General features: G+C 69.0%; 18 protein-coding genes. 6 read left to right on the top strand and 12 right to left on the bottom strand.

Annotated features, from left to right (window positions below; all coding sequences use genetic code 11):
- Positions 1–52: 52 nt before the first annotated feature.
- Positions 53–1,987 (top strand): adenylate/guanylate cyclase domain-containing protein, encoded by a 1,935-nt coding sequence (locus tag DK368_RS04165; protein WP_114392300.1) that lies wholly within the window; start codon positions 53–55, stop codon positions 1,985–1,987.
- A gap of 9 nt (positions 1,988–1,996) precedes the next feature.
- On the opposite strand, the gene DK368_RS04170 is transcribed toward DK368_RS04165, so the two are convergent.
- The 6 genes from DK368_RS04170 to DK368_RS04195 form a co-directional block, all read right to left on the bottom strand.
- Positions 1,997–2,884 carry an RNA polymerase factor sigma-32 gene (locus DK368_RS04170; RefSeq protein ID WP_114392301.1) on the bottom strand — a complete coding sequence of 296 codons (888 nt, stop codon included), beginning with the start codon at positions 2,882–2,884 and terminating at the stop codon, positions 1,997–1,999.
- A 137-nt stretch (positions 2,885–3,021) separates the two neighbouring features.
- The gene (locus tag DK368_RS04175; RefSeq protein WP_114392595.1) at positions 3,022–3,843 is read right to left on the bottom strand and encodes a metallophosphoesterase family protein; all 822 of its coding nucleotides are present in this window, start codon (positions 3,841–3,843) and stop codon (positions 3,022–3,024) included.
- A 150-nt stretch (positions 3,844–3,993) separates the two neighbouring features.
- On the bottom strand, positions 3,994–4,494 hold the full coding sequence (locus tag DK368_RS04180) for a CarD family transcriptional regulator (RefSeq protein ID WP_114392302.1): 501 nt from the start codon (positions 4,492–4,494) through the stop codon (positions 3,994–3,996).
- A gap of 309 nt (positions 4,495–4,803) precedes the next feature.
- The gene (gene mutS / locus DK368_RS04185; RefSeq protein WP_114392303.1) at positions 4,804–7,452 is read right to left on the bottom strand and encodes a DNA mismatch repair protein MutS; all 2,649 of its coding nucleotides are present in this window, start codon (positions 7,450–7,452) and stop codon (positions 4,804–4,806) included.
- A 149-nt stretch (positions 7,453–7,601) separates the two neighbouring features.
- On the bottom strand, positions 7,602–8,111 hold the full coding sequence (locus DK368_RS04190; protein WP_114392304.1) for a PAS domain-containing protein: 510 nt from the start codon (positions 8,109–8,111) through the stop codon (positions 7,602–7,604).
- A 131-nt stretch (positions 8,112–8,242) separates the two neighbouring features.
- Positions 8,243–8,737, bottom strand: a complete 495-nt coding sequence (locus tag DK368_RS04195; RefSeq protein WP_114392305.1) for a low molecular weight protein-tyrosine-phosphatase — start codon at positions 8,735–8,737, stop codon at positions 8,243–8,245.
- Positions 8,738–8,918: 181 nt separating this feature from the next.
- Between DK368_RS04195 and cobB the strand changes: the two genes are divergently transcribed.
- The 3 genes from cobB (at position 8,919) to DK368_RS04210 (ending at position 11,113) form a co-directional block, all read left to right on the top strand.
- On the top strand, positions 8,919–9,647 hold the full coding sequence (gene cobB, locus DK368_RS04200; RefSeq protein ID WP_114392597.1) for a Sir2 family NAD+-dependent deacetylase: 729 nt from the start codon (positions 8,919–8,921) through the stop codon (positions 9,645–9,647).
- A 117-nt stretch (positions 9,648–9,764) separates the two neighbouring features.
- Positions 9,765–10,433: an HAD-IA family hydrolase gene (locus DK368_RS04205; RefSeq protein WP_114392306.1), complete on the top strand. Its 669-nt coding sequence runs from the start codon at positions 9,765–9,767 to the stop codon at positions 10,431–10,433.
- Positions 10,434–10,639: 206 nt separating this feature from the next.
- Positions 10,640–11,113 (top strand): hypothetical protein, encoded by a 474-nt coding sequence (locus DK368_RS04210; protein ID WP_155524464.1) that lies wholly within the window; start codon positions 10,640–10,642, stop codon positions 11,111–11,113.
- Positions 11,114–11,143: 30 nt separating this feature from the next.
- Here the strand turns inward: DK368_RS04210 and DK368_RS04215 are convergent, their stop codons facing one another.
- The 6 genes from DK368_RS04215 to DK368_RS04240 all read right to left on the bottom strand — a co-directional run bounded on the left by DK368_RS04215 (position 11,144) and on the right by DK368_RS04240 (position 17,867).
- A complete protein-coding gene (locus tag DK368_RS04215) occupies positions 11,144–11,647 on the bottom strand; it encodes an FUSC family protein (protein WP_114392308.1) in 504 nt (167 codons plus the stop codon).
- Positions 11,648–11,915: 268 nt separating this feature from the next.
- Positions 11,916–13,409: a succinate CoA transferase gene (locus tag DK368_RS04220; protein ID WP_114392309.1), complete on the bottom strand. Its 1,494-nt coding sequence runs from the start codon at positions 13,407–13,409 to the stop codon at positions 11,916–11,918.
- 239 nt (positions 13,410–13,648) lie between these two features.
- A complete protein-coding gene (locus tag DK368_RS04225) occupies positions 13,649–14,419 on the bottom strand; it encodes a gamma-glutamyl-gamma-aminobutyrate hydrolase family protein (RefSeq protein WP_114392310.1) in 771 nt (256 codons plus the stop codon).
- A 165-nt stretch (positions 14,420–14,584) separates the two neighbouring features.
- Entirely contained in the window at positions 14,585–15,457 is an 873-nt protein-coding gene (gene kynA, locus DK368_RS04230; RefSeq protein ID WP_240002329.1) for a tryptophan 2,3-dioxygenase, read from the bottom strand.
- 146 nt (positions 15,458–15,603) lie between these two features.
- Complete coding sequence (locus tag DK368_RS04235; protein WP_114392312.1) at positions 15,604–16,368, bottom strand: carbonic anhydrase; 765 nt, start codon at positions 16,366–16,368, stop codon at positions 15,604–15,606.
- Positions 16,369–16,625: 257 nt separating this feature from the next.
- On the bottom strand, positions 16,626–17,867 hold the full coding sequence (locus DK368_RS04240; RefSeq protein WP_114392599.1) for a UbiH/UbiF/VisC/COQ6 family ubiquinone biosynthesis hydroxylase: 1,242 nt from the start codon (positions 17,865–17,867) through the stop codon (positions 16,626–16,628).
- 292 nt (positions 17,868–18,159) lie between these two features.
- Between DK368_RS04240 and DK368_RS04245 the strand changes: the two genes are divergently transcribed.
- Both DK368_RS04245 and DK368_RS04250 read left to right on the top strand, forming a co-directional pair.
- A complete protein-coding gene (locus DK368_RS04245) occupies positions 18,160–18,498 on the top strand; it encodes a P-II family nitrogen regulator (protein ID WP_114392313.1) in 339 nt (112 codons plus the stop codon).
- A gap of 476 nt (positions 18,499–18,974) precedes the next feature.
- Positions 18,975–20,207: an aminotransferase class I/II-fold pyridoxal phosphate-dependent enzyme gene (locus DK368_RS04250; protein WP_114392314.1), complete on the top strand. Its 1,233-nt coding sequence runs from the start codon at positions 18,975–18,977 to the stop codon at positions 20,205–20,207.
- Positions 20,208–20,209 lie beyond the last annotated feature (2 nt).

Here is a 20,209-nt window from a genome sequence, read left to right on the forward strand (position 1 = left end):
ATGACAGGGTGCATGTTGCGGCAGTCCGGGCCGGGCGGTAGGGTCGCACGTCATGACCGTACCGTCCCAGGACTTCGCTCCACCGCCACCGCCGACGTGCCGCCGCTGGAAGCGCAAGCGCATCCATCTGCCCATCGCCGTCGTGCTGATGCTGGGGTTCGGCGGGCTGATGCTGGCCGCGGTGGCCAGCGTCCTCTATCTCGGCGTGCGCGTGTCCGGTCTCAACACCACGGATCTCTTGCAGGACAAGGCCCAGCTGGTCATGGACGGGATGGAATACCGTCTCCGCGCCCAGCTCGATCCCGCCCGCGCCCAGGTGGAATTCGTCGAACGGCTGATCGTCAGCGGCCAGGTCGATCCGGACAACCCGTCGCAACTGGCCGATACGCTGCGCGCCGCCCTGGCGCCGGCACCGCAGATCACCGGAATTGCCTTCCTGTCGCAGCAGAACGGGCTGTTCACCGTCGCCATGCGCCAGGACAATGGCCACGCCCTGGTGAAGCGCGAGCACAATCCGGCCTGGGCGGAAGAGGTGCTGGCCCAGGCACGGATGACGGGGGGGGCGGTCTGGGTTGATCCCGTCTGGTCGCCGGAGGAGAAGACCAGCATCGTCAGTGTGCGCATGCCGGTACGCCGCGGCGGCAAGTTCCTGGGCGTGCTGCTGACCGGCGTGTCCTTCCGCGGTCTGTCCCGGTTCCTGGCCGATATCGACCAGGGCAGCGAGACGCGCAGCTTCATCCTGTTCGACAACCAGTATGTCCTGGCCCATCCCGCCCTGGTGGACCGGCGTCTTGATTTCTCTAAGGTCACCGACCATCCACCGCTTCCGACCTTGTCGGAACTGGGGGACCCCATTGCCGGTGGCATCTGGCAGCAGATCGATGCCGCCGGGCGCAGCACCGGCTATCGCGGGGGCAAGGCCGGCGAGCCGCTGCCCCGGGAGTTCCAGTTCAAGGGCGATCAGCCCCTGGATCTGCGGCTGGCGCAACTGCCGGTCGGCGGTTTCGTCTATCTGCTGAAGCCGCTGGCGGATTACGGGGAGAAGCCCTGGACGCTGGTGATCGCCCTCAACGAGGCCCAGGTCGATTCCGAATATCGTCGCCTGATGCGGCTGACCGTGGTCGGCCTGGGCATCCTGGTCGTCTCCGTTCTGCTGGCGCTGATGCTGGGCAAGGCGATCAGCCGGCAGGTCAAGCGGCTGGCCGGGGCGGCGGCGGCCATGCGCACCCTTGATTTCCAGCAGGTGCCGGAGCTGCAGGACAGCCGTTTCCGGGAGATCTCCGATGCGGCACAGGCCTTCAATACCATGGTCTCCGGGCTGCGCTGGTTCGAGACCTATGTGCCCAAGGCCCTGGTCCTGCGCCTGATCCGGCGGGAAGCCGGTCAGACCGGTGTGATATCGGAAGAACGGGATGTCACCGTCCTGTTCACCGACGTCAAAGGCTTCTCCGCCATGGCGGAAACCATGACCCCGCAGGAGACGGCCTGCTGGCTGAACCACCATTTCACCCGCATCGCCGCCTGCATCGAGGCGGAAGGCGGCACGGTGGACAAGTTCATCGGCGATGCCGTGATGGCGTTCTGGGGCGCGCCCGAGCAGCAGCCGGACCATGCGGTGCGCGCCCTGCGCGCCGCCCATGCCATCGCCAGGGTGATGGCGGAGGAGGCGGAGGCCGCCCGTCTGCAAGGGCGTCCTGCGGTCTGTCTGCGGATCGGTGTTCATTCCGGTCCGGTGGTCGTCGGCAATATCGGGGCCACGACCAGCCGCATCAACTACACCATCGTCGGCGATACGGTGAACACGGCGGCCCGCCTCGAAGCGCTGGGCAGCGACCTGCTGGGCGACCATTGCTGTGTCGTGCTGACCAGCGGCGACACCATCACCAGCGCCGGCGACTATGCCCGGACGATCCCGATGGAGAATATCGGCGATTTCAGCCTGCGCGGGCGTGTCGGGACCGTCACCGTCTGGCGCCTCTGCATGTGAGCGCCCGGCCTAGGCTTCCAGCAGCAGATCCTCGGCGGCGCCGACGCGCTTCATCATGCTGGCGCGCAGCTTCACCATGGCGCGGTTCTCCAGCTGCCGCACCCGCTCCTTGCTGACGCCCAGGACCCGCCCCAGCTCTTCCAGGGTGGCGCCCTCGTCGCGCAGGCGGCGCTCGGCGATGATGGTGCGTTCACGCGGGCTGAGTTCGCCCAGGGCCTCCATCAGCCAGCGCGAGCGCATGCGGCTGTCGCGCATGCCGATGACCACCGCTTCGGGCGACGGGCGCTCGTCGGCCAGGAAATCCTGCCACTCATCCTCGCCGCCATCGGCCAGCGGACTGTTCAGGGACTGATCGGCGGCGGCCAGACGCATTTCCATGGTCTCCACCTCCTTCTCATCCACATTCAGGGCCTCCGCTACCTGTCGGCGCCCTTCGGCGGACAGGCCGGAGGATGACGGATTGCCTTCGATCCGGGCGCGCAGCCGGCGCAGATTGAAGAACAGGGATTTCTGCGCCGACGTTGTTCCGGTGCGGACAATGGACCAGTTGCGCAGGATGTAGTCCTGCATGGCCGAGCGGATCCACCATGCCGCGTAGGTGGAGAAGCGCACCTCGCGGTCGGGCTCGAAGCGGGCGGCGGCCTGCATCAGCCCCACATTGCCCTCCTGCACCAGATCGCCCATGGGCAGGCCGTAATTGCGGAAGCGGCTGGCCGTGGCCACGACGAGGCGGGTATAGCTGCGAACGAGCTGGTGCAGGGCGCGTTCATCCCCGTGTTCGCGCCAGCGCCGGGCGAGTTCCTGCTCCAGATCGCGGGCCAGCAGCGGCTCCTTCATCGACGCCTTGATGAACAACAGATTTGCCCGCTGCGTCTCGGGATCGTCGATGTGCGCCATCCGCCAGCTCCCTTTGCCAACTGGAGGCGCGATCGGCCTCCTTTGTGGTCTCGCAGGCTTTTACGGAAAGGCCAGGCAGCCGGATCACCGGTCTACAGAAAAAAAGTGCAACGATCGAATGATCCGCCGGCGGGTGGTCACGCCTCGACGATTTCCAGAAGACTGCCGTCCGGGGCGAAGCAGCCGCAGATCAGGTGACCGCCATGGCCTGTGCCGCCATCCAGCGTCACCGCGTGCGGGCTCACCACCGGGCCGGGGGTGGACCGGGTCGGATCATAGCCGCGGACGATGCGCATGAACTCGCCATAGGGCGCATCGATGCGGGAAAAGCCGCTGCCGCCCCACCAGAAGCGGTCCCCTTGCACGGCCAGAGGCCGGTTGACATCCAGCCCGGCATTGACGAACAGCAGCGGGCCGGGCTGACCGGCGGCATCGCTGCTGTAGGCGGCGCGCTTCAGGGCGCTGAACAGGGCATCATGACCGGGTGCGGCACGCTGGGCGGCGCGCAACTGGTTGGTCCAGCGGGTCAGGCTGACAGCGCCATCGCGGGCGGCGGCAAGACCCTGGGCCGCATCACCGCCATAAGCGGCCAGGGTGGCTTCCAGCCCCTGGCCCAGCATCCATTGCAGCACCGACGACGGGTTCGGCGCGAACTGGAGCTGCAGCAGCTTCTGCCACATCTCCTCCTGCCCGCCACGCAGATAGACGATATCCGTGGCAATGACGCTGCGGATGGCCAGCACCTGGCGGCGGAACGCCAGCACCTCGTCCAGCGTGGCGCGGACGCCGCTCCCGCGTCCCACCATGTTGCCCAGATAGACCAGCCGGTCACCGGCCAGAAATCGGGTGCCGATATCGTCATGCAGGGCGGCGAGACGGTCGGCTTCGCCATGAATGGCCCCGACCGCCCAGATCCGCCGAGGGCGTCCGAGCAGGGCGAATTTCTGGTCGTCTGGCATCCGGTTGCTGGTCATTGCGGGCGGGACGGGGCCTGAGTGTAAGGGTCGTCCGGATACAAAAAAAGGGGCGACCGCGTGGGCCGCCCCTTCTTATCCGGAAGTGTCGCACCCTTGGGGGCGCACCTCAAAAGACAGCACGCTCCGACCGTGTCAGGCCGCCTTGCTCAGGACGGCTTCCAGACGCTCGGTGGCCTTGCGCTCGTCGATCTTCTCCACCACGGCCAGTTCGCGCGCCAGGCGCTCCAGGGCGGCATGATAGATCTGCCGCTCGCTGTAGGACTGGTCGGACTGGTCCTCGCCGCGGTAGAGGTCGCGCACGACCTCGGCGATGGAGACGGGATCGCCGGAATTGATCTTGGCCTCGTATTCCTGGGCCCGGCGGCTCCACATGATCTTCTTGACCTTGCTGGGACCGGTCAGGGTTTCCAGCGCCGCCTTGATCCGGTCCTTGGACGACAACCGGCGCAGACCCGAAGCCTTGGCTTTGGCGATCGGCACCTTCAACGTCATCCGTTCCTTCTCGAACTGGATGGCGTACAGGGTCACGGAGATCCCCGCGATGCTGTGGTTCTCGATGCCGATGATCTTGCCCACGCCGTGGGCCGGATAAACGACGTGATCCCCGGTGGTGAAATCGAAGCTATCGGACATTTTGTGTCGGCTCTCACTTTCCGCGCAGGCTGCGCGCCTCGGGAAAACACGGTGGCGATACCAGCCGGGCGAACCAGCCGGATCGAACAGACACCCATGCTTGACGAAAGCGGATAGGGCGCACACCGTCCCAGAAGCTCGGCGCGCCGAACCTGACCGACAATATAGTAGATATGACGCCTTGGTTACAGCCCCCCTACACCGGCGTTCGTGCAAAGTTCACGGCCAGGGGGTGATGTCCGGCATGCACTATATGCATGGAAGACACGGGAACTTTCCTGTCCGCGCCCGCGTGCGCCCGTGTGTAGATCACCTCTTTTCCGCCATCAGGCCCCGCAGCCGATAGAGCGCATCCAGCGCCTGCCGCGGCGTCAACTCGTCGGGATTGATGGTTTTCAGGGCCGATTCTACGGCCGATTCCGCCGGTGGCGCGGCCTGCGCAGCGGGTGTGGCGCGCGCGGCGGCGCTGAACAGCGGCAGATCCTCAGCCAGCCGGGCCACGGCGCTGCCCTGTTCCCCCGTTTCCAGCAGGTGCAGAACCTGTTCCGCCCGCGTGACCACCGACGCGGGCAGTCCGGCCAGCCGGGCCACATGGATGCCATAGCTGCGGTCGGCGGTGCCGGCCGCCACCTCATGCAGGAAAACCACGTCGCCCTGCCATTCCTTGATCCGCATGGTGTGGCAGGACAGGCGGGGCAGCTTGGAGGCCAGCAGCGTCAGCTCATGGTAATGGGTGGCGAACAGACTGCGGCAGCGGGCCTGTTCGTGCAGATGCTCGACACAGGCCCAGGCGATGGACAATCCGTCGAAGGTCGCGGTGCCGCGCCCGATCTCGTCCAGGATCACCAGGCTGCGCTCGGTCGCCTGATTGAGGATGCTGGCCGTCTCCACCATTTCCACCATGAAGGTGGACCGACCGCGGGCCAGATCGTCGGCGGCGCCCACGCGGCTGAACAGCTTGTCCACCACCCCGAGTCGCGCCCGTGCGGCGGGTACGAAGCTGCCGGTCTGGGCCAGCACGGTGATCAGCGCATTCTGGCGCAGGAAGGTGGACTTGCCGGCCATGTTGGGGCCGGTCAGCAGCCACAGGCGGCGGTCGGGCGACAGGTCGCAGTCATTGGCGACGAAAGGCCCGCCGCCATTGGCGCTCAGGGCCTGTTCGACCACGGGGTGCCGGCCCTGCTCGATCTCGAAGGCCAGACCGTCCTCCAGCTGCGGCCGGCACCAGTTGCCGGCGGCCGCCAGCTCGGCCAGGCTGCTGCTGACATCCAGGGTCGCCAGGGCGCGGGCGGCGGTGGCGATGGCGTCGGCCTCGCGCAGCACCGCCTGCACCAGGGCCGTGAACAGCTCCAGTTCCAGCGCCAGGGCACGGTCGCCGGCCTCGGCCACCTTCCGCTCCAGCTCCGACAGCTCCACCGTGGTGAAGCGCACGGCGCCGGCCATGGTCTGGCGGTGGATGAAGGCGCCGCCATGGGCGGGCGGCATCATCTTGTCGGCATGGGTGGCCGTGACCTCGATGAAATAGCCCAGCACATTGTTGTGCTTGATCTTCAGCGAGGAAATGCCGGTCTGCTCGACATAGCGGGCCTGGAGGTTGGCGATGTGGCGGCGGCTGTCGTCGCGCAGGGCGCGCAACTCGTCCAGGGTGGCGGAGTGGCCGCGGGCGATGAAGCCGCCGTCACGGGCCAGCAGCGGCAGCTCCGGCCCCAGCGCCTCGCCCAGCAGACGCACCAGGTCCTCATGGTCCCCCAGATCGCGGGCCGCCTCCGCCAAGCCGGCGGGCAGCGGGGCGATGGGGGACTGGCCGGGCGCATCCAGGCGCCGACGCAGCTCCATGGCCCGCTCCAGCCCGTCGCGCACGCAGGCCAGGTCACGGGGGCTGCCCCGGTCCAGGGTCAGGCGCGACAGGGCGCGCTCGACATCGGGGGTGCGCTTCAGCGCCTCGCGCACCTCCTGGCGCAGGGCGTCGGCACCGGTGAACCAGGCCACCATGTCCAGGCGCCGGTCGATGCGGGTGCGGTCGGTCAGCGGCGCCGCCAGCCGCGCCGCCAGCAGGCGGGCGCCGGCCCCGGTCACCGTGCGGTCGATGGCGGCCAGCAGGCTGCCCCGCCGCTCGCCGGTCAGGGTGCGCACCAGTTCCAGATTGCGGCGGGTGGCCGGGTCGATCTCCATCACCTGCCCGGCGGCCAGCCGCCGGGGCGGGTCGAAGCGGGGCAACCGGCCTTTCTGGGTCAGTTCCACATAATCGACCAGGGCGCCGGCGGCGGCGATCTCGCCGCGGCTGAAATGGCCGAAGGCGTCCAGCGTCCCCACGCCATAGAGGTCCAGCAGGCGCTGGCGTCCGTTCTCACTGTCGAAGCGGGCATTGGGCTGGACGGTCAGCCGGCTTTTCCACTCGGCCCAGAGATCGAACAGGTCCGGCTGCTGCGCCAGCCGCTCCGGCAGCAGCAACTCGCCGGGGGCCAGCCGGGCCAGGGCGGCGGGCAGGCCGGTGCGCTCCAGCGGCTGCAGGGTCAGTTCGCCGGTGGACAGGTCGAGCCAGGCCAGACCCGTCTCGCCCGCCGCCTCGGCCAGGGCGGCCAGGTAATTGTTGGCGCGGGCGTCCAGCAGCCCGTCCTCGGTGATGGTGCCGGGGGTGACGACCCGGATGACCTCGCGCCGGACCACGGATTTGGAACCGCGCTTCTTGGCCTCGGCCGGGTCCTCGGTCTGCTCGCAGATGGCGACGCGGAAGCCCTGCCGGATCAGGCGGGACAGATACTGCTCATGGCTGTGGACCGGCACGCCGCACATGGCGATGTCCTCGCCCAGATGCTGGCCGCGCTTGGTGAGCGTGATGTCCAGCGCCGCCGAGGCCTGCACCGCATCATCGAAGAACAGTTCGTAGAAGTCGCCCATGCGGTAGAACAGCAGGCAGCCCGGATGCTGCCGTTTGATCTCCAGATACTGGGCCATCATCGGGGTGGCGGCACCGGCGGCACCGGCGGAAGCGGCGGCCGTGGTCGGCGCGGGGGACGGCGAAGTCTGTGTGGACACGGGGCGGGTCGAACCGGCTGACGGGAGGACAGGGGCGGAGCGCCGCACCCTAGCATCCGCCGATCCCCGGCTCAAACCGTCAAGCTGCTCCCCTCCCAGCCGGCCAGGGCCGGCTGCAGATCCACCAGGGCGGGGAACCGGGCCAGGGTGGCCGTCCAGGCCACGCAGCCGAGGATGCGGTCGATGGTCCGGCCATCGCTGGACAGCGGCAGGAACAGGCTGCCCAACTGCACATAATCCTGGTCGACATGGAAACTGGCCCGGCACAGCACCGGTGCCCGCTCCCGGCACAGCCGGCGCAGCCAGGCCTGCCAGCCATTAGCCAGGGGTGGGGTCCAGGCGTCGCTCAGCAACAGGCCGGTGACGCCGGTCCCGAAGGACTGGTCCAGCGCCGTGCCCACCAGCCGGTAGCGGAAGCGGGGCGGGCTGTCCTCCACCACATCCAGCAAGGCGATCCAGGGCAGCAGCCGGCGCAGATCGGCGGGGTCGATGCATCGGCGCGATGGAGCGAAGGCCCCATCCCGGCGTGTGCGCCAGTAGTCCAGAAGTTCTTCCTGACGGCTGTCGAGCCGGAAGCCCATCGCACGGAACCCCTGCCGTCCCCACCCGCCCGGGTCTGGCCCGGTTCCGGTGTGCTGGCGGAATGCTAGGGAGGCTTCGTGAACAATACCTTTACGCGCAGAAGCGGGGCCTCATCGGCGGAAAACGATGGTCATGCCGGCAGGGCCAGCCGTCGCCGCAGATCCCGGACCAGCCCGTCGACTCCGCATTCCACCAGATCCAGCACGGCCTCGAAGCCCTGGGCGCCGCCATAATAGGGATCGGGGACATCCTGGCCCCGCTGCGGGGGCGGGGCGAAATCGGTGAACAGGTGCAGGCGGCCCCGCGCGCCGGGCGGGCCGATCCGGGCCAGCCGGGTCAGGTGGCCGCGGTCCATGGCCAGGATCAGGTCGAAGCGCTCGAAATCCGCCGGCTCCACCTGCCGGGCGCGCAGATCGCCGATATCGATGCCGCGCAGCCGCGCATGGGTGCAGGCGCGTGCATCCGGCGGCTCGCCCACATGATAGCCGTGGGTCCCGGCGCTGTCGGTATGGATCAGGCCGTCCAGCCCGCCCTCGCGCAGGCGCTGGCGCAGCACCCCTTCGGCCGTGGGGGAGCGGCAGATGTTCCCGGTGCAGACGAACAGCACCCCGATGCGGTCCGGCATGGCGGTCCTATGGCTGAAGCTGACTGCCGGCACCATAACCGCCGCAGCGCCGGCGGCCAACCGGCCGGGCGCGGCCGGCGCCCAGCATCGGCCCGTCCAGCATATCGCCTGCGCGCCCGCCGTTCTTGTCGCCATCCGCCGCCCCGTGCCAAGCTCCGGCCGCCGCAAGCAGGGGGCTGGAATGCAGGTGAAGATCAGGCGCAGCGACAGCATCGTGGTGCTGACCGGGGCGGGTATCAGCCGGGAATCCGGTCTGGACACCTTCCGCGACGCGGATGGGGTCTGGGCGCGGGTGCGGCTGGAGGATGTGGCCACGCCCGAGGGCTATGCCCGCGATCCCGAGCGTGTCCATGCCTTCTACAATGCCCGCCGCGCGGCGCTGGAGACGGTGACACCCAATGCCGCGCATCAGGCCCTGGCCGCGCTGGAGGCGCGCTGGCCCGGCAATTTCCTGCTGGTGACCCAGAACATCGACGATCTGCACGACCGCGCCGGCTCACGGAAGCTGGTGCCCATGCATGGAGAGCTGCTGAAGGCCCGCTGCACCGCCTGCGGCGACCTGCTGCCCTGGACCGGTGATCTGTCCACCGGCATGGCCTGCCCCCACTGTCTGCGCCAGGGCACGCTGCGCCCGCATGTGGTCTGGTTCGGGGAAATGCCGCTGGAAATGGAGCGCATCTACGCGGCGCTGGCGGACTGCGACCTGTTCCTGTCCATCGGCACCTCGGGCAATGTCTATCCCGCCGCCGGCTTCGTGGCGGAGGCCAGCGGCCATGGCGCCCATTCCGTGGAGCTGAACCTGGAACGGTCCCAGGGTGCGCACCTGTTCGCCGAAGGGCGCTACGGTCCGGCGACGCAGGTGGTCCCGGCCTTCGTGCGGGACCTGCTGGCCGCGGCCGGGCTGGACTGATCTCCCGCGCGTAGCGCGCGGCCGGCGGGACTGCGGCCATCGGCCGGCTTGCCCGACGGCGCCACAACCGCGTTTCTGACGTTCCCCCTTCAACCACGGCAAGGCATGGACGACCTCATGGCGAATTTCTTCAGTCCGGAGCGGAGCTTCGGCGCCTTTCTCTTCGACATGGATGGCACGGTCATCAGTTCCATCGCCGCCACCGAACGGGTCTGGTCGGCCTGGGCCCGCCGGCATGGGGTGGATGTCGCCCGATTCCTGCCCACCATCCATGGTGTCCGCGCCATCGACACCGTCCGCCGTCAGAACCTGCCCGGCATCGATGTGGAGGCGGAAGCCGCCGCCGTCACCCGGGCCGAGATCGAGGATGTGGACGGGATCGTCCCCATCGAGGGAGCGGCCGCCTTCCTGGCCAGCCTGCCGTCGGACCGCTGGGCCGTCGTCACCTCCGCGCCCCGCGCCCTGGCCGAAAGCCGCCTGGGCGCCGCCGGCCTGCCGCTGCCGGCGGTCGTCGTCACTGCCGAGGATGTGGCCCGTGGCAAGCCGGCACCCGACGGGTTCCAGCTGGCGGCCCGCCGGCTGGGGCAGGATCCGGCGGACTGCCTGGTGTTCGAGGATGCCCCCGCCGGCATCGCCGCCGCCGAGGCGGCCGGGGGCGGTGTGGTGGTGGTCACCGCGCTGCACCACCAGCCCCTGGCCACCCCGCATCCCACCATCCCGGGCTACAGCGCCCTGGTCGCCCGGCAGGGCGCCGATGGCCGGCTGCGGCTGGAGCACCGCGACTAAGATCTCCGGCCCCGGCGGCTTCCGCTGTGACCAGGGCCGCAATCGAAGCTGGTGCGTCCGATCCTGGATGCCCCAGCCAGGCCGGGCGCAGGGTGGCCTGCAGGCGGGCGCCGTCGGCTTTTGCTGACGGGAGCTGGGGCAGATCATTGACACCGTGGTGACTTCACTTGCATTTTTCCTTCGCACGCTCTTGGCGGGGAAAGAAAATGACGGGGTTCAGCGATATCCGGTTCCGCCGTCCTGAAAAGATCTTTGTAAAAATACCCAAAAAAGATGCCGGTATATATTGGTCTATGGCCAGTGCGTTGGCTGCTTTTATCGTTTCGCTCCGGTACTCGGAAATATTGTTTGATGTTATTTCGATGGTTTTTTCGGATAAGATTGTCGTTGATAACCAGTTTTATCTTTCGCTTATTTTGTTCTGCCTGGCGGGTCTCGTGATCGGCAGCCTGGGGCTCGGGCTGTGGTCTTTGTGGCGGCGGACCATGACAGCGGCCTGGCTGATTCTGATCATGGCGTATCTCGATCTGATCGTCCGGCTGCCGGCGGACAATGCCAGCGGACTCGTCTGGGATGTGCTGCTGATCGTCCTGCCGGTGCAGGGATTGATCGGCTGCCGGCGCCTGGCTCGGCAAAGGCGGTCGGCGGGCGGGGGACAGGGCCGTCCGGGGTGTCCCTGAGGGCAATGCGGCTGAGAGCCGGGTGCCGCGCTATTCTTGTGGACCGTCCTGGGCGCAAGAGTGGTCAGGCGCGATGCCGGCCGCCAGCTCGGCCAGTTGATGGAGCGCGGCCCCGACCAGTCCGCCGAGAATGACCTCCACGCCGCGGTCGAGTCCGGCCTCCCAGATGGACAGGGGCGGGATGGCGGTCAGGAAAACAGCCGGCACCGTCCACAGGCTGACGCGCAGGCAGGGCAGAATGCGCGACAGCGCGGCGCAGATGGCAACGGCGATGGCCATCTGCGCGGTCAGGTCGAGGTGCAGCGGCAGCAGCACCAGACCGGTCAGGACGGCCACGGCCACGCCGGCCAGGGTTCCCCCGAACCGGGTCAGCGTGGCCCGGCGCGTATCGTTCAGCCGCTCCTGCGAGACAATCAGCCCGGACATCACGGCCCACACGGGATGCGGCAGCCCAACCCATTGGGTCAGCAGATAGGACAGGGCCGCAGCGGCGGCGCAACGGCTCACGAACAGCAAGTGGCGGACGATGGGCATTGGGGTCCCGCTTGGCGTTGGCCCGGCGGCGGACACCACCGCCCCGGCGCACCAGACTGGAAGATCCGGACCACCCGGCCTGTCGCCCCGGCACGGGAGACGGACCGGGGCCGACTGGGGCCAATCATGCCACTGCAGCGCACAAACAAGAGGGCGCCATAAGGTCGCGCCGCCTGCGGCACCAAGGCGACGGACGCAGATCGCAGCGCAGCAAAAAGGGGCGCCGCAACGATGGGCGCCCCTTCCACCAGCAGGGGTCAGCCCATCGTCAGGCCGGCAGCATGCTGCCGCTGTCGCGCAGGCGCAGATGCCAGGAGAAGGCCTCCTCCAGCACATGCGGGGTCTGGCCGCCGCGCTTCAGGGCGGCGGCGAAATAGTCGCGGGCCAGGGCGCGATAGCGCGGGTGCATGCAGTTGTCGATGATGAGACCGGCGCGTTCCCGTGGCGCCAGACCGCGCAGATCGGCCAGACCGCATTCCGTGACCAGCACGTCCACATCATGCTCGCAATGGTCCACATGGGTGACCATGGGCACGACGCTGCTGATGGCGCCGCCCTTGGCCAGGGACTTGGTGACGAAGATCGACATATAGGCGTTGCGGGCGAAATCACCCGATCCGCCGATGCCGTTCATCATGTGGGTGCCGTTGACATGGGTGGAGTTGACATTGCCGTAGATGTCGCACTCCAGCGCCGTGTTGATGCCGATGATGCCCAGGCGCCGGATGATCTCGGGATGGTTGCTGATCTCCTGCGGGCGCAGCACCAGCTTGGTCTTGTAATGGTCGAGATCGGCCAGAACCGCCCGCTGGCGGGCCGCGGACAGCGTCAGGCTGGAGCCGGAGGCGAAGGCCAGCTTGCCCGCCTCGAACAGGTCGAAGGTGCTGTCCTGCAATACCTCGCTGTACATGGTCAGTCCGGAGAAGGGGCCATCGGCCAGCCCCTGCAGCACGGCGTTGGCGATGGTGCCGATGCCGGCCTGCAGCGGCCCCAGCTGGCGGCCCAGCCGGCCGCGCGCCACCTCATGGCCCAGGAACTCGGTGAGGTGGCCGGCGATGGCCAGGGTGTCGGCGTCGCCCGGCTGGTTGGCGGCGGCGCTGTCGTTCTTCTCGGTGATGACGATGGCGGCGATCTTGGCCGGGTCCACCGGGATGGCGCCCAGGCCGATGCGGCTGTCCGGCCGCACGATGGGGATCGGCTCGCGGAAGGGCCGGCGGGTGGGGATGTAGATGTCGTGCAGCCCTTCCAGCTCCGCCGGCTGGGCCAGATTGATCTCGACGATGACCTTCTCGGCCAGGATGGCGAAGGTGGCGGTGTTGCCGACGCTGGTGGTGGGGACGATGCCGCCCTCCTCGGTGATGGCCACGGCCTCGACCACGGCCACGTCGATCGGCCCCATCTGGCGGGAGCGCAGAAGCTCCACCGTCTCCGACAGGTGCTGGTCCACGAACAGGACCTCGCCCCGATTGATGGCGGCGCGCAGCTTGGGATCGGCCTGGAAGGGCAGGCGGCGGGCCAGAACGCCGCTTTCGGCAAGCACGGCATCCACATCGCCGCCCAGCGAGGCACCGGTCATCAGCGTGATCTTCAGCGGGTCCGTGGCGGCCCGTTCGGCCAGGGCCACCGGCACAGCCTTGGCATCGCCGGCCCGGGTGAAGCCGCTCATGCCCACGGTCATGCCGTCCTTGATCAGCAAGGCCGCCTCTTCCGGGCTGACCACACGGCCCCACAGGCTCTTCAACCGGATCCGGTCGCGGTACATCGTTCCTCCCGAACTTTTCTTGTCGAACAGGGTTCTTTCGCGCCCAGACCCGCTGGACGCGGCTCGACGGGAGGAAGGTAGGGGAATTGGCGCCTTCGCAGCGCTGCGAAGCGCGTATGCGTGGTGCGACGACCGAGACATTCCGCCGCAGATCGGTTAGCCTCAGCCTATTGTTCGCCCGGCATGGTTGTTTCAGCCGAAACGGCATCCGGCCCGAACCGGGCCAAGCCGAAGCGGGGCTATTCCGCCACCTCGGCCAGACGCCGGGCCGCTGCATGGGCGCGCACGGCCGCACCGAACGCCTCCAGCAGGGCGCTGCTGGCCGGATCGTCCCAGAACCGCCATTCGGGATGCCATTGGGTGGCCAGGGCGAAGGGGTGGTCCTCCACCCGCACCGCCTCGATCTGGCCGTCGGGGGCTACGGCCTCCACCGCCAGGCCCGGTGCCAGCCGGTCGATGCCCTGCTGATGCAGGCTGTTGACCTTCAGTTCGGTGCGGCCGGTCATGGCCGTCCAGCGCCCGCCCGGCGTCAGCGCCACGCTGTGCGCGGGGCCGTACTGCACCTCCAGCGGGGCGTCGTCGGGCTCCCGGTGGTCCAGGCGGCCCGGCACCGCCTGCACCTTGGGGAACAGGGTGCCGCCCAGAGCCACGTTCAGTTCCTGGAAGCCGCGGCAGACCGCCAGCAGCGGCACCTTGCGCCGCAGCGCCGCCTTCAGCAGCGGCAGGGTGGTGGCATCGCGGTGCGGGTCCAGCGGCGGCGTCACCATACTGTCGGGCAGGCCGTAATGGCTGGGGTGCAGATTGCTGGGGCTGCCGGTGAAGAACAGCCCGTCCACCCGGTCCAGCACTTCATCCGCATCGTACCAGTCGCCCAGGGCGGGGATCAGCAGCGGCAGGCAGCGCGCCCCGTGGCTGACGGCGCGGATATATTTGTCCCCCACCACATGGAAGGGGTGCGGTCCGATCTCACGGGCATCGGCGGGAATGCCGACCAGGGGAAGCGTGGACATGCGGCGGACGCTCCGGAGCCATTGCGGAGGCGGCCAGTGTGGCCCGCGGCCGCCGCGGCGGCAACGGTGCGTGCGGAACCCGGACGGCATGGCGGCCCTGCATCGGGTCCGCGACCGTCCCCCGCCAGCCGCTCTCCGCGCCCCGCAGACCGTGAGGGCAGCGGGCTAGAGCGCGGTGCGCAGGCTCAGCAGTTCGGGGAAGAAGGACAGGTCCAGCGCCTTGACCAGATAGGAGACGCCGCCGGTGCCGCCGGTGCCGGGCTTGTAGCCGATGATGCGCTCCACCGTCTTCATGTGGCTGAAGCGCCAGTGCTGGAAGCGGTATTCCAGATCCACCAGCTTCTCCGCCAGCTCATACAGGTCCCAGTGGCGGCGCGTGTCCTGATAGACCGCCAGCCACGCTGCCTCCACGCCCTTGTCCGCCCGGTAGGGAAGCGTCCAGTCGCGCTCCAGCACGGTTTCCGGCAGGGCAAAGCCGCGCCGGTGCAGCAGGCGCAGTGCCTCATCATAGAGCGATGGCTCGGCCAGGGCCTGTTCCAGGGCGGCATGGGCGGCCGGGTCGCCGCGATGGACCGGGATCATGCCGGCATTCTTGTTGCCCAGGGTGAATTCCAGCAGCCGGTACTGCCAGGACTGGAAGCCGCTGGACTGGCCGAGATGGGGGCGGATGCGGCTGTAATCCGCCGGGGTCATGGTGGACAGCACCTCCCAGCTCTGGATCAGCTGGGCCTGGATGCGGGCCACGCGGGCGATCATCTTGAAGGCCGGCCCCAGCTCGTCGCGGCGCACCTGCTCCCGCGCCGCCCGCAGCTCGTGCAGGCAGAGCTTCATCCACAGCTCGGACGCCTGATGGATGACGATGAACAGCAGCTCGTCATGTTCGCCGGAGCGGGGGTGCTGGCTGTCCAGCAGCGTGTCCAGGCCGAGATAGGCGCCATAGGACAGGTCCGGACGCTCATGCACGCCCTCGCCGGACAGGTCGACGGCGGCAGGCCGGGGGGCCGGCGGAGCGGGACGGTTGGGGGGCGGGGCGGGCATTGATCGTTCCATCCGCAACGGGATCGGCAGTATCGACGCTTCCGCCCGCCGGGGGAAGGCGGGAAAGACAGCGGCGCCGGGGACGGGGTCCGCCGGCGCCGCCTTCCTGTATTTGGGGTCGCCCTCCGGGTCTTGTCCGGAGCGCCTTACTTGCCTTCGGACTCCAGCACGAAGCGCCGGTTCAGCGGCTGCAGCGGCCGGGCATTGTCCTTGAACAGGGCGGCGAAGCGGTTGATCTGGGCGTCCGAGGCCGTGATCGGCTGCTTGAAGGTCACCCAATGCACCACTTCGGAGCAGGGCGGGGTGGTCAGCGAGCCCTCATAGCGGAAATAGTCGCGGCCGGCCGGCAGCAGCTGTGCCGGATCGACGGTGGCGGGCGACTTGGCCGTGCCCTCCTTGTCCGGCATGACCGTCCAGACGGCGTCCAGGGCCGGATTGGCGGCACCCGGAACGATCATCACGCCCAGCACCACCAGGTCGCCGGTTTCCTGGTTCTTGTGGACCAGGTGCAGCTCCATCGGCGCGCGCTTGCCGTTGACGGCATGCTCGCTGGGGTGATGGAAGTGGAACTGCAGCAGGTCGTAGCGCTTGCCTTCGACCTCGATGGACGAGGTGGCCTTGGGATTGGCCTGGATGGTGTGGCCGTTGTTCACCACCTCCACGGCGCCGCCCTGGTAGCTGACGGCCACAGGCCCCAGCTTGGCCGGGATGGTCTTGGCGATGTCCACCGGGGACTGGGCCTTGCCGCCCTCGCAGGCGGCGAAGTCGGGGGACAGATGGCCCCAGTCCGCCGGGCCCGCGGCCCCTTCATACCCCCAATGGGTGTGGGCGGGCTCGGCCGCGGCAGCGGCGAAGCCGAACCCGCAGGCCACTGCGATGGAGGCGGTCATCGCCAAACGCGCGATCTTCATGGTCTCACCAGAAAAGTTGTCCGTCGGATGGCCGTAGCCCGAAAGCGCGGCCGGTGCCGACGGTCCCTCTGTTCCGGCCGGCTGGATAGATGTCCGAAGGATCATATCCGGGGACGTGAACGGCCCGGGCAGCAGCACCCTTGCCGGCTGCCGTCCGCCCCGGTCCGCGCGTCGGGGCTGCGGCCGGCCGGGCCGGGGCGGCCTATGCCGTATCGCAGGCGGAGATGTCGGGGTGGAGCAGCGGCGGCGGACGGGGGCTACAGCGGCTCGCCGCGCACGAGTCGTGGCAGGGTCCCGACGATGCCCATGGCATGGCGCATGAGCAGCCGCTTCATCGGCCGCAGCGGCGGCAGGCCGTTGATGGCGGCCATGCCCAGCCGCCGGGCGGCGGCCAGGGGCGGGATGTTGTTGCTGAACAGCCGGGTCAGCAGGTCGGTGGTGGCCAGCAGCGACACGGTGTCGAACCGGCGCCAGCGCTGATAGCGCTCCAGCACGTCGGCCGCACCGGGGTCCAGCCCCAGCCGCAGCGCGTCGACCACCACCTCGGCCAGGGCGGCGATGTCACGGATGCCCACATTCAGGCCCTGCCCGGCGATGGGGTGCATGGCGTGGCTGGCCTCCGACACCAGGGCCAGCCGCCGGTCGATATAGCGCTCGGCGTGCATCAGCCCCAGCGGATAGGCCGCACGGGGACCGATGGGCCGGATCTGGCCCAGCCAGTCACCGACACGGGTCCGCAGCTCGGCGGTGAAACGCTCCTCCGGCAGGGCCAGGTACCAGCCCGCCATCTCGGCCCGCTCCGACCAGACGATGCTGGTGCGGTTGCCGGTCAGCGGCAGCATGGCGAAGGGGCCGCTGGGCAGGAACAGTTCCACGGCGACACCGCCATGGCTGAACTCATGCTCGATGTTGGTGATGATGGCGTGCTGGCCATAGCTCCAGCCGTCCAGGCGGATGCCGGCATTCTCCCGGCACAGGCTCTTCTTGCCGTCGGCGCCCACCACCAGCCGTGCCGCCACCGTGCGGCCGTCGGCCAGGGTCAGGCGGGCGGAATCGGCGCCGCGCATCAGCCCGGTGACGGCCACCGGGGCCAGATGCGTCACGGTGGGCAGCGCCGCCAGCCGCTGGAACAGCGCCTGGCGCAGCACCCGGTTCTCCACGATCCAGCCGAACGGACGGTCGCCCACCTCGCGGTGGTCGTAATGCAGGAACAGCGGGTCGTGCTGGTCGGTGACGCGGATGTCCAGGATCGGCCCGGCCTCCGGCTCCACCGCGGCCCAGATGCCCGCCCCCTCCAGCACCTTGGCCGAGCCGTAGGCGATGGCGGTGGTGCGGCCGTCGAAGCTGCCGGCCAGCTGGGCGCCGGGCGGGTCGCGGTCGATGACGACGGTGGACACGCCGGCGCCGCCCAGGGCGCAGGCCAGGGTCAGCCCGGCCAGCCCGCCGCCGACAATAGCGACATCGGCAGCGACATCGGCAGCGACATCGGCGTCACTCATGGTGACGGCCGGCGGGGCGGGGGTGTGGGGATCGCGGCTCATGGCGGGAAAGTTAGACGGCTGATCCCGCTTGTCCAGCGCAAGTGCAGTCAATCTCTGCCTAAAAAAAAGGCAGGCACTGCCCATGGTTGAGCCGCTGCACGGTTGCGGCCCGGCCGGTTCACGGGTTTCAGGGCGGAAAGGCTGGTCTCCCGCGGGTCGGCACGGTTCTTGTAAGTCCATCCGGCGCAGCCGCCGTCCCGGTCCGTCCGGGCGGCACAGGGGCCGGATCGATCAACAGGGAGAGAGCGCGATGAAGCTCGTCATGGCCATCATCAAGCCGTTCAAGCTGGACGAGGTGCGCGAAGCCTTGACCGCGCTCGGTATCCAGGGGCTGACCGTGTCGGAGGTCAAGGGATTCGGCCGGCAGAAGGGGCAGACCGAAATCTACCGCGGCGCCGAATATTCCGTCAGCTTCCTGCCCAAGGTGAAGGTGGAGGTCGCGGTCGCCGACGAGCAGGTCGACGGCGTGGTCGAGGCCATCCAGAAGGCTGCCAACACCGGCCGCATCGGTGACGGCAAGATCTTCGTGCTGGATGTGGTCCAGGCCGTGCGCATCCGCACCGGCGAGCAGAACGCCGACGCGCTCTGACGCGTCGCCAAGGGAGCCGGCGTCCGGGGATCTGGTCCCGGGGGCCGGACCGGCATCGGCCGGCCTGTGTGGCCGGTCCCGCCTAGCGAGCGGCCCGGACCTGGTCTCCGCCGTCGCTCGTGTCACCCCGCGGGGGCGCATCCGACCCGTTTGTCCGTCGGGTCCGATGGCGCCCCCCGCGGGGACGACCTGGGCTTGGCCCCCGGGCTTGGTCCCTGGGAGGGAAGCAACGCCTTTGGAACCCCGCCGGAACGGGCGGCGAACGGCCCTTCATGATTCGTTCGCCGGGAAATTCCCGATTCGGATCAAGGGCTTGCGCGTGTTTTCAACGTTTTTCTCAGGTCCTGTCCACAAGCTGTGGATTCCACTGGCTCTTTGCGCAGAGGGCCGGTGCTTGTGCCCCGCTGCCGCCGCCGCTACACTTGTTTTCGTTTCGTACTGTCCTGCCGGCGCGGCACATGGGGTTTGGATCTGAGATGACGGAAGCGGCTGTCCAGCGCGCTGTTCCGGCCCTGAACGGCCGGCTCGACGCGCTGACCGACTATCCCTTTCCCCGGCTGGCGGCTCTGCTGGCCGATGTGACGCCGCGCGCCAACCAGCAACCGGTGCTGCTCAGCGTGGGCGAGCCGCAGCATGCGCCGCCGGCCCTGCTGGAACAGGCGCTGCGGGACAATGCCCATCTCTGGGGCAAGTACCCGCCGGTGGCCGGCACGCCCGACTTCCGCGCCGCCGTGGCGGCCTGGCTGACCCGCCGCTATGCCCTGCCCGAGGGGTTCATCGAGGCGGACCGCATGATCCTGCCCGCGTCGGGCACGCGTGAGGCGCTGTATCTGCTGGCCCAGCTGGCCGTGCCCGAGCGCAAGGCCGGGCGGCAGCCGGTGGTGCTGATCCCCAACCCCTTCTATGCCGTCTATCAGGGCGCCACCGTCATGGCCGGGGCCGAGCCGGTCTATCTGGCGGCGACACGGGAGACGGGCTGGCTGCCCGATCTGGCGGCGGTGACGGAGGAGACCTGGGCGCGCACGGCGCTGTTCTATCTCTGCACCCCGGCCAATCCGCAGGGCGCCGTGGCCAGCCTGGAGTATCTCAAGCAGGCCCTGACCCTGGCCCGCCGGCACGGCTTCGTGCTGGCGGTGGACGAATGCTATGCCGAGATCTGGGACAAGGCGCCGCCGGCCGGTGCCTTGGAGGCGGCCAGGGGCCTGGGCGGCCCGGACCCGCTGGCCAATCTGCTGGTCTTCCATTCCCTGTCGAAACGGTCCAGCGCCGCCGGGCTGCGCAGCGGCTTCATCGCCGGCGACCCCAATTTGATCCAGGCCTTTTCCCGCCTGCGCAACTATGCCTTGGCCGGCAATCCGCTGCCGGCGCTGGCGGCGGCCGCTGCCCTGTGGCGGGACGAGGCGCATGTGGAGGAGAATCGCCGTCTCTACCGCGCCAAGACCGATGCGGCCGAAGCCGTGCTGGCGGGGCGCTTCGGCTTCTACCGCCCGGCGGGGGGATTCTTCCTCTGGCTGGATGTGGGCGACGGGGAGCAGGCCGCCCGCGTGCTCTGGCGCGAGGCGGCCATCCGGGTGCTGCCGGGCGCCTATCTGACGCGGCCGGATGCCGACGGCCGCAACCGCGGCCAGGCGTTCATCCGCGTGGCCCTGGTGCATGACACGGAAACGGTCGCCCGCACGCTGGAGCGGATGGCCCGTCTGCTGGCATGATG

This window comes from Oleisolibacter albus (assembly GCF_003336875.1).
Taxonomy (GTDB): Bacteria; Pseudomonadota; Alphaproteobacteria; order Azospirillales; family Azospirillaceae; genus Niveispirillum; species Niveispirillum album.

Coding starts and splice junctions, on each gene's coding strand:
- DK368_RS04165 (WP_114392300.1), top strand. CDS start 53: ATGACCGTACCGTCCCAGGACTTCGCTCCACCGCCACCGCCGACGTGC.
- DK368_RS04170 (WP_114392301.1), bottom strand. CDS start 2,884: ATGGCGCACATCGACGATCCCGAGACGCAGCGGGCAAATCTGTTGTTC.
- DK368_RS04175 (WP_114392595.1), bottom strand. CDS start 3,843: ATGCCAGACGACCAGAAATTCGCCCTGCTCGGACGCCCTCGGCGGATC.
- DK368_RS04180 (WP_114392302.1), bottom strand. CDS start 4,494: ATGTCCGATAGCTTCGATTTCACCACCGGGGATCACGTCGTTTATCCG.
- mutS (WP_114392303.1), bottom strand. CDS start 7,452: ATGATGGCCCAGTATCTGGAGATCAAACGGCAGCATCCGGGCTGCCTG.
- DK368_RS04190 (WP_114392304.1), bottom strand. CDS start 8,111: ATGGGCTTCCGGCTCGACAGCCGTCAGGAAGAACTTCTGGACTACTGG.
- DK368_RS04195 (WP_114392305.1), bottom strand. CDS start 8,737: ATGCCGGACCGCATCGGGGTGCTGTTCGTCTGCACCGGGAACATCTGC.
- cobB (WP_114392597.1), top strand. CDS start 8,919: ATGCAGGTGAAGATCAGGCGCAGCGACAGCATCGTGGTGCTGACCGGG.
- DK368_RS04205 (WP_114392306.1), top strand. CDS start 9,765: ATGGCGAATTTCTTCAGTCCGGAGCGGAGCTTCGGCGCCTTTCTCTTC.
- DK368_RS04210 (WP_155524464.1), top strand. CDS start 10,640: ATGACGGGGTTCAGCGATATCCGGTTCCGCCGTCCTGAAAAGATCTTT.
- DK368_RS04215 (WP_114392308.1), bottom strand. CDS start 11,647: ATGCCCATCGTCCGCCACTTGCTGTTCGTGAGCCGTTGCGCCGCCGCT.
- DK368_RS04220 (WP_114392309.1), bottom strand. CDS start 13,409: ATGTACCGCGACCGGATCCGGTTGAAGAGCCTGTGGGGCCGTGTGGTC.
- DK368_RS04225 (WP_114392310.1), bottom strand. CDS start 14,419: ATGTCCACGCTTCCCCTGGTCGGCATTCCCGCCGATGCCCGTGAGATC.
- kynA (WP_240002329.1), bottom strand. CDS start 15,457: ATGCCCGCCCCGCCCCCCAACCGTCCCGCTCCGCCGGCCCCCCGGCCT.
- DK368_RS04235 (WP_114392312.1), bottom strand. CDS start 16,368: ATGAAGATCGCGCGTTTGGCGATGACCGCCTCCATCGCAGTGGCCTGC.
- DK368_RS04240 (WP_114392599.1), bottom strand. CDS start 17,867: ATGAGTGACGCCGATGTCGCTGCCGATGTCGCTGCCGATGTCGCTATT.
- DK368_RS04245 (WP_114392313.1), top strand. CDS start 18,160: ATGAAGCTCGTCATGGCCATCATCAAGCCGTTCAAGCTGGACGAGGTG.
- DK368_RS04250 (WP_114392314.1), top strand. CDS start 18,975: ATGACGGAAGCGGCTGTCCAGCGCGCTGTTCCGGCCCTGAACGGCCGG.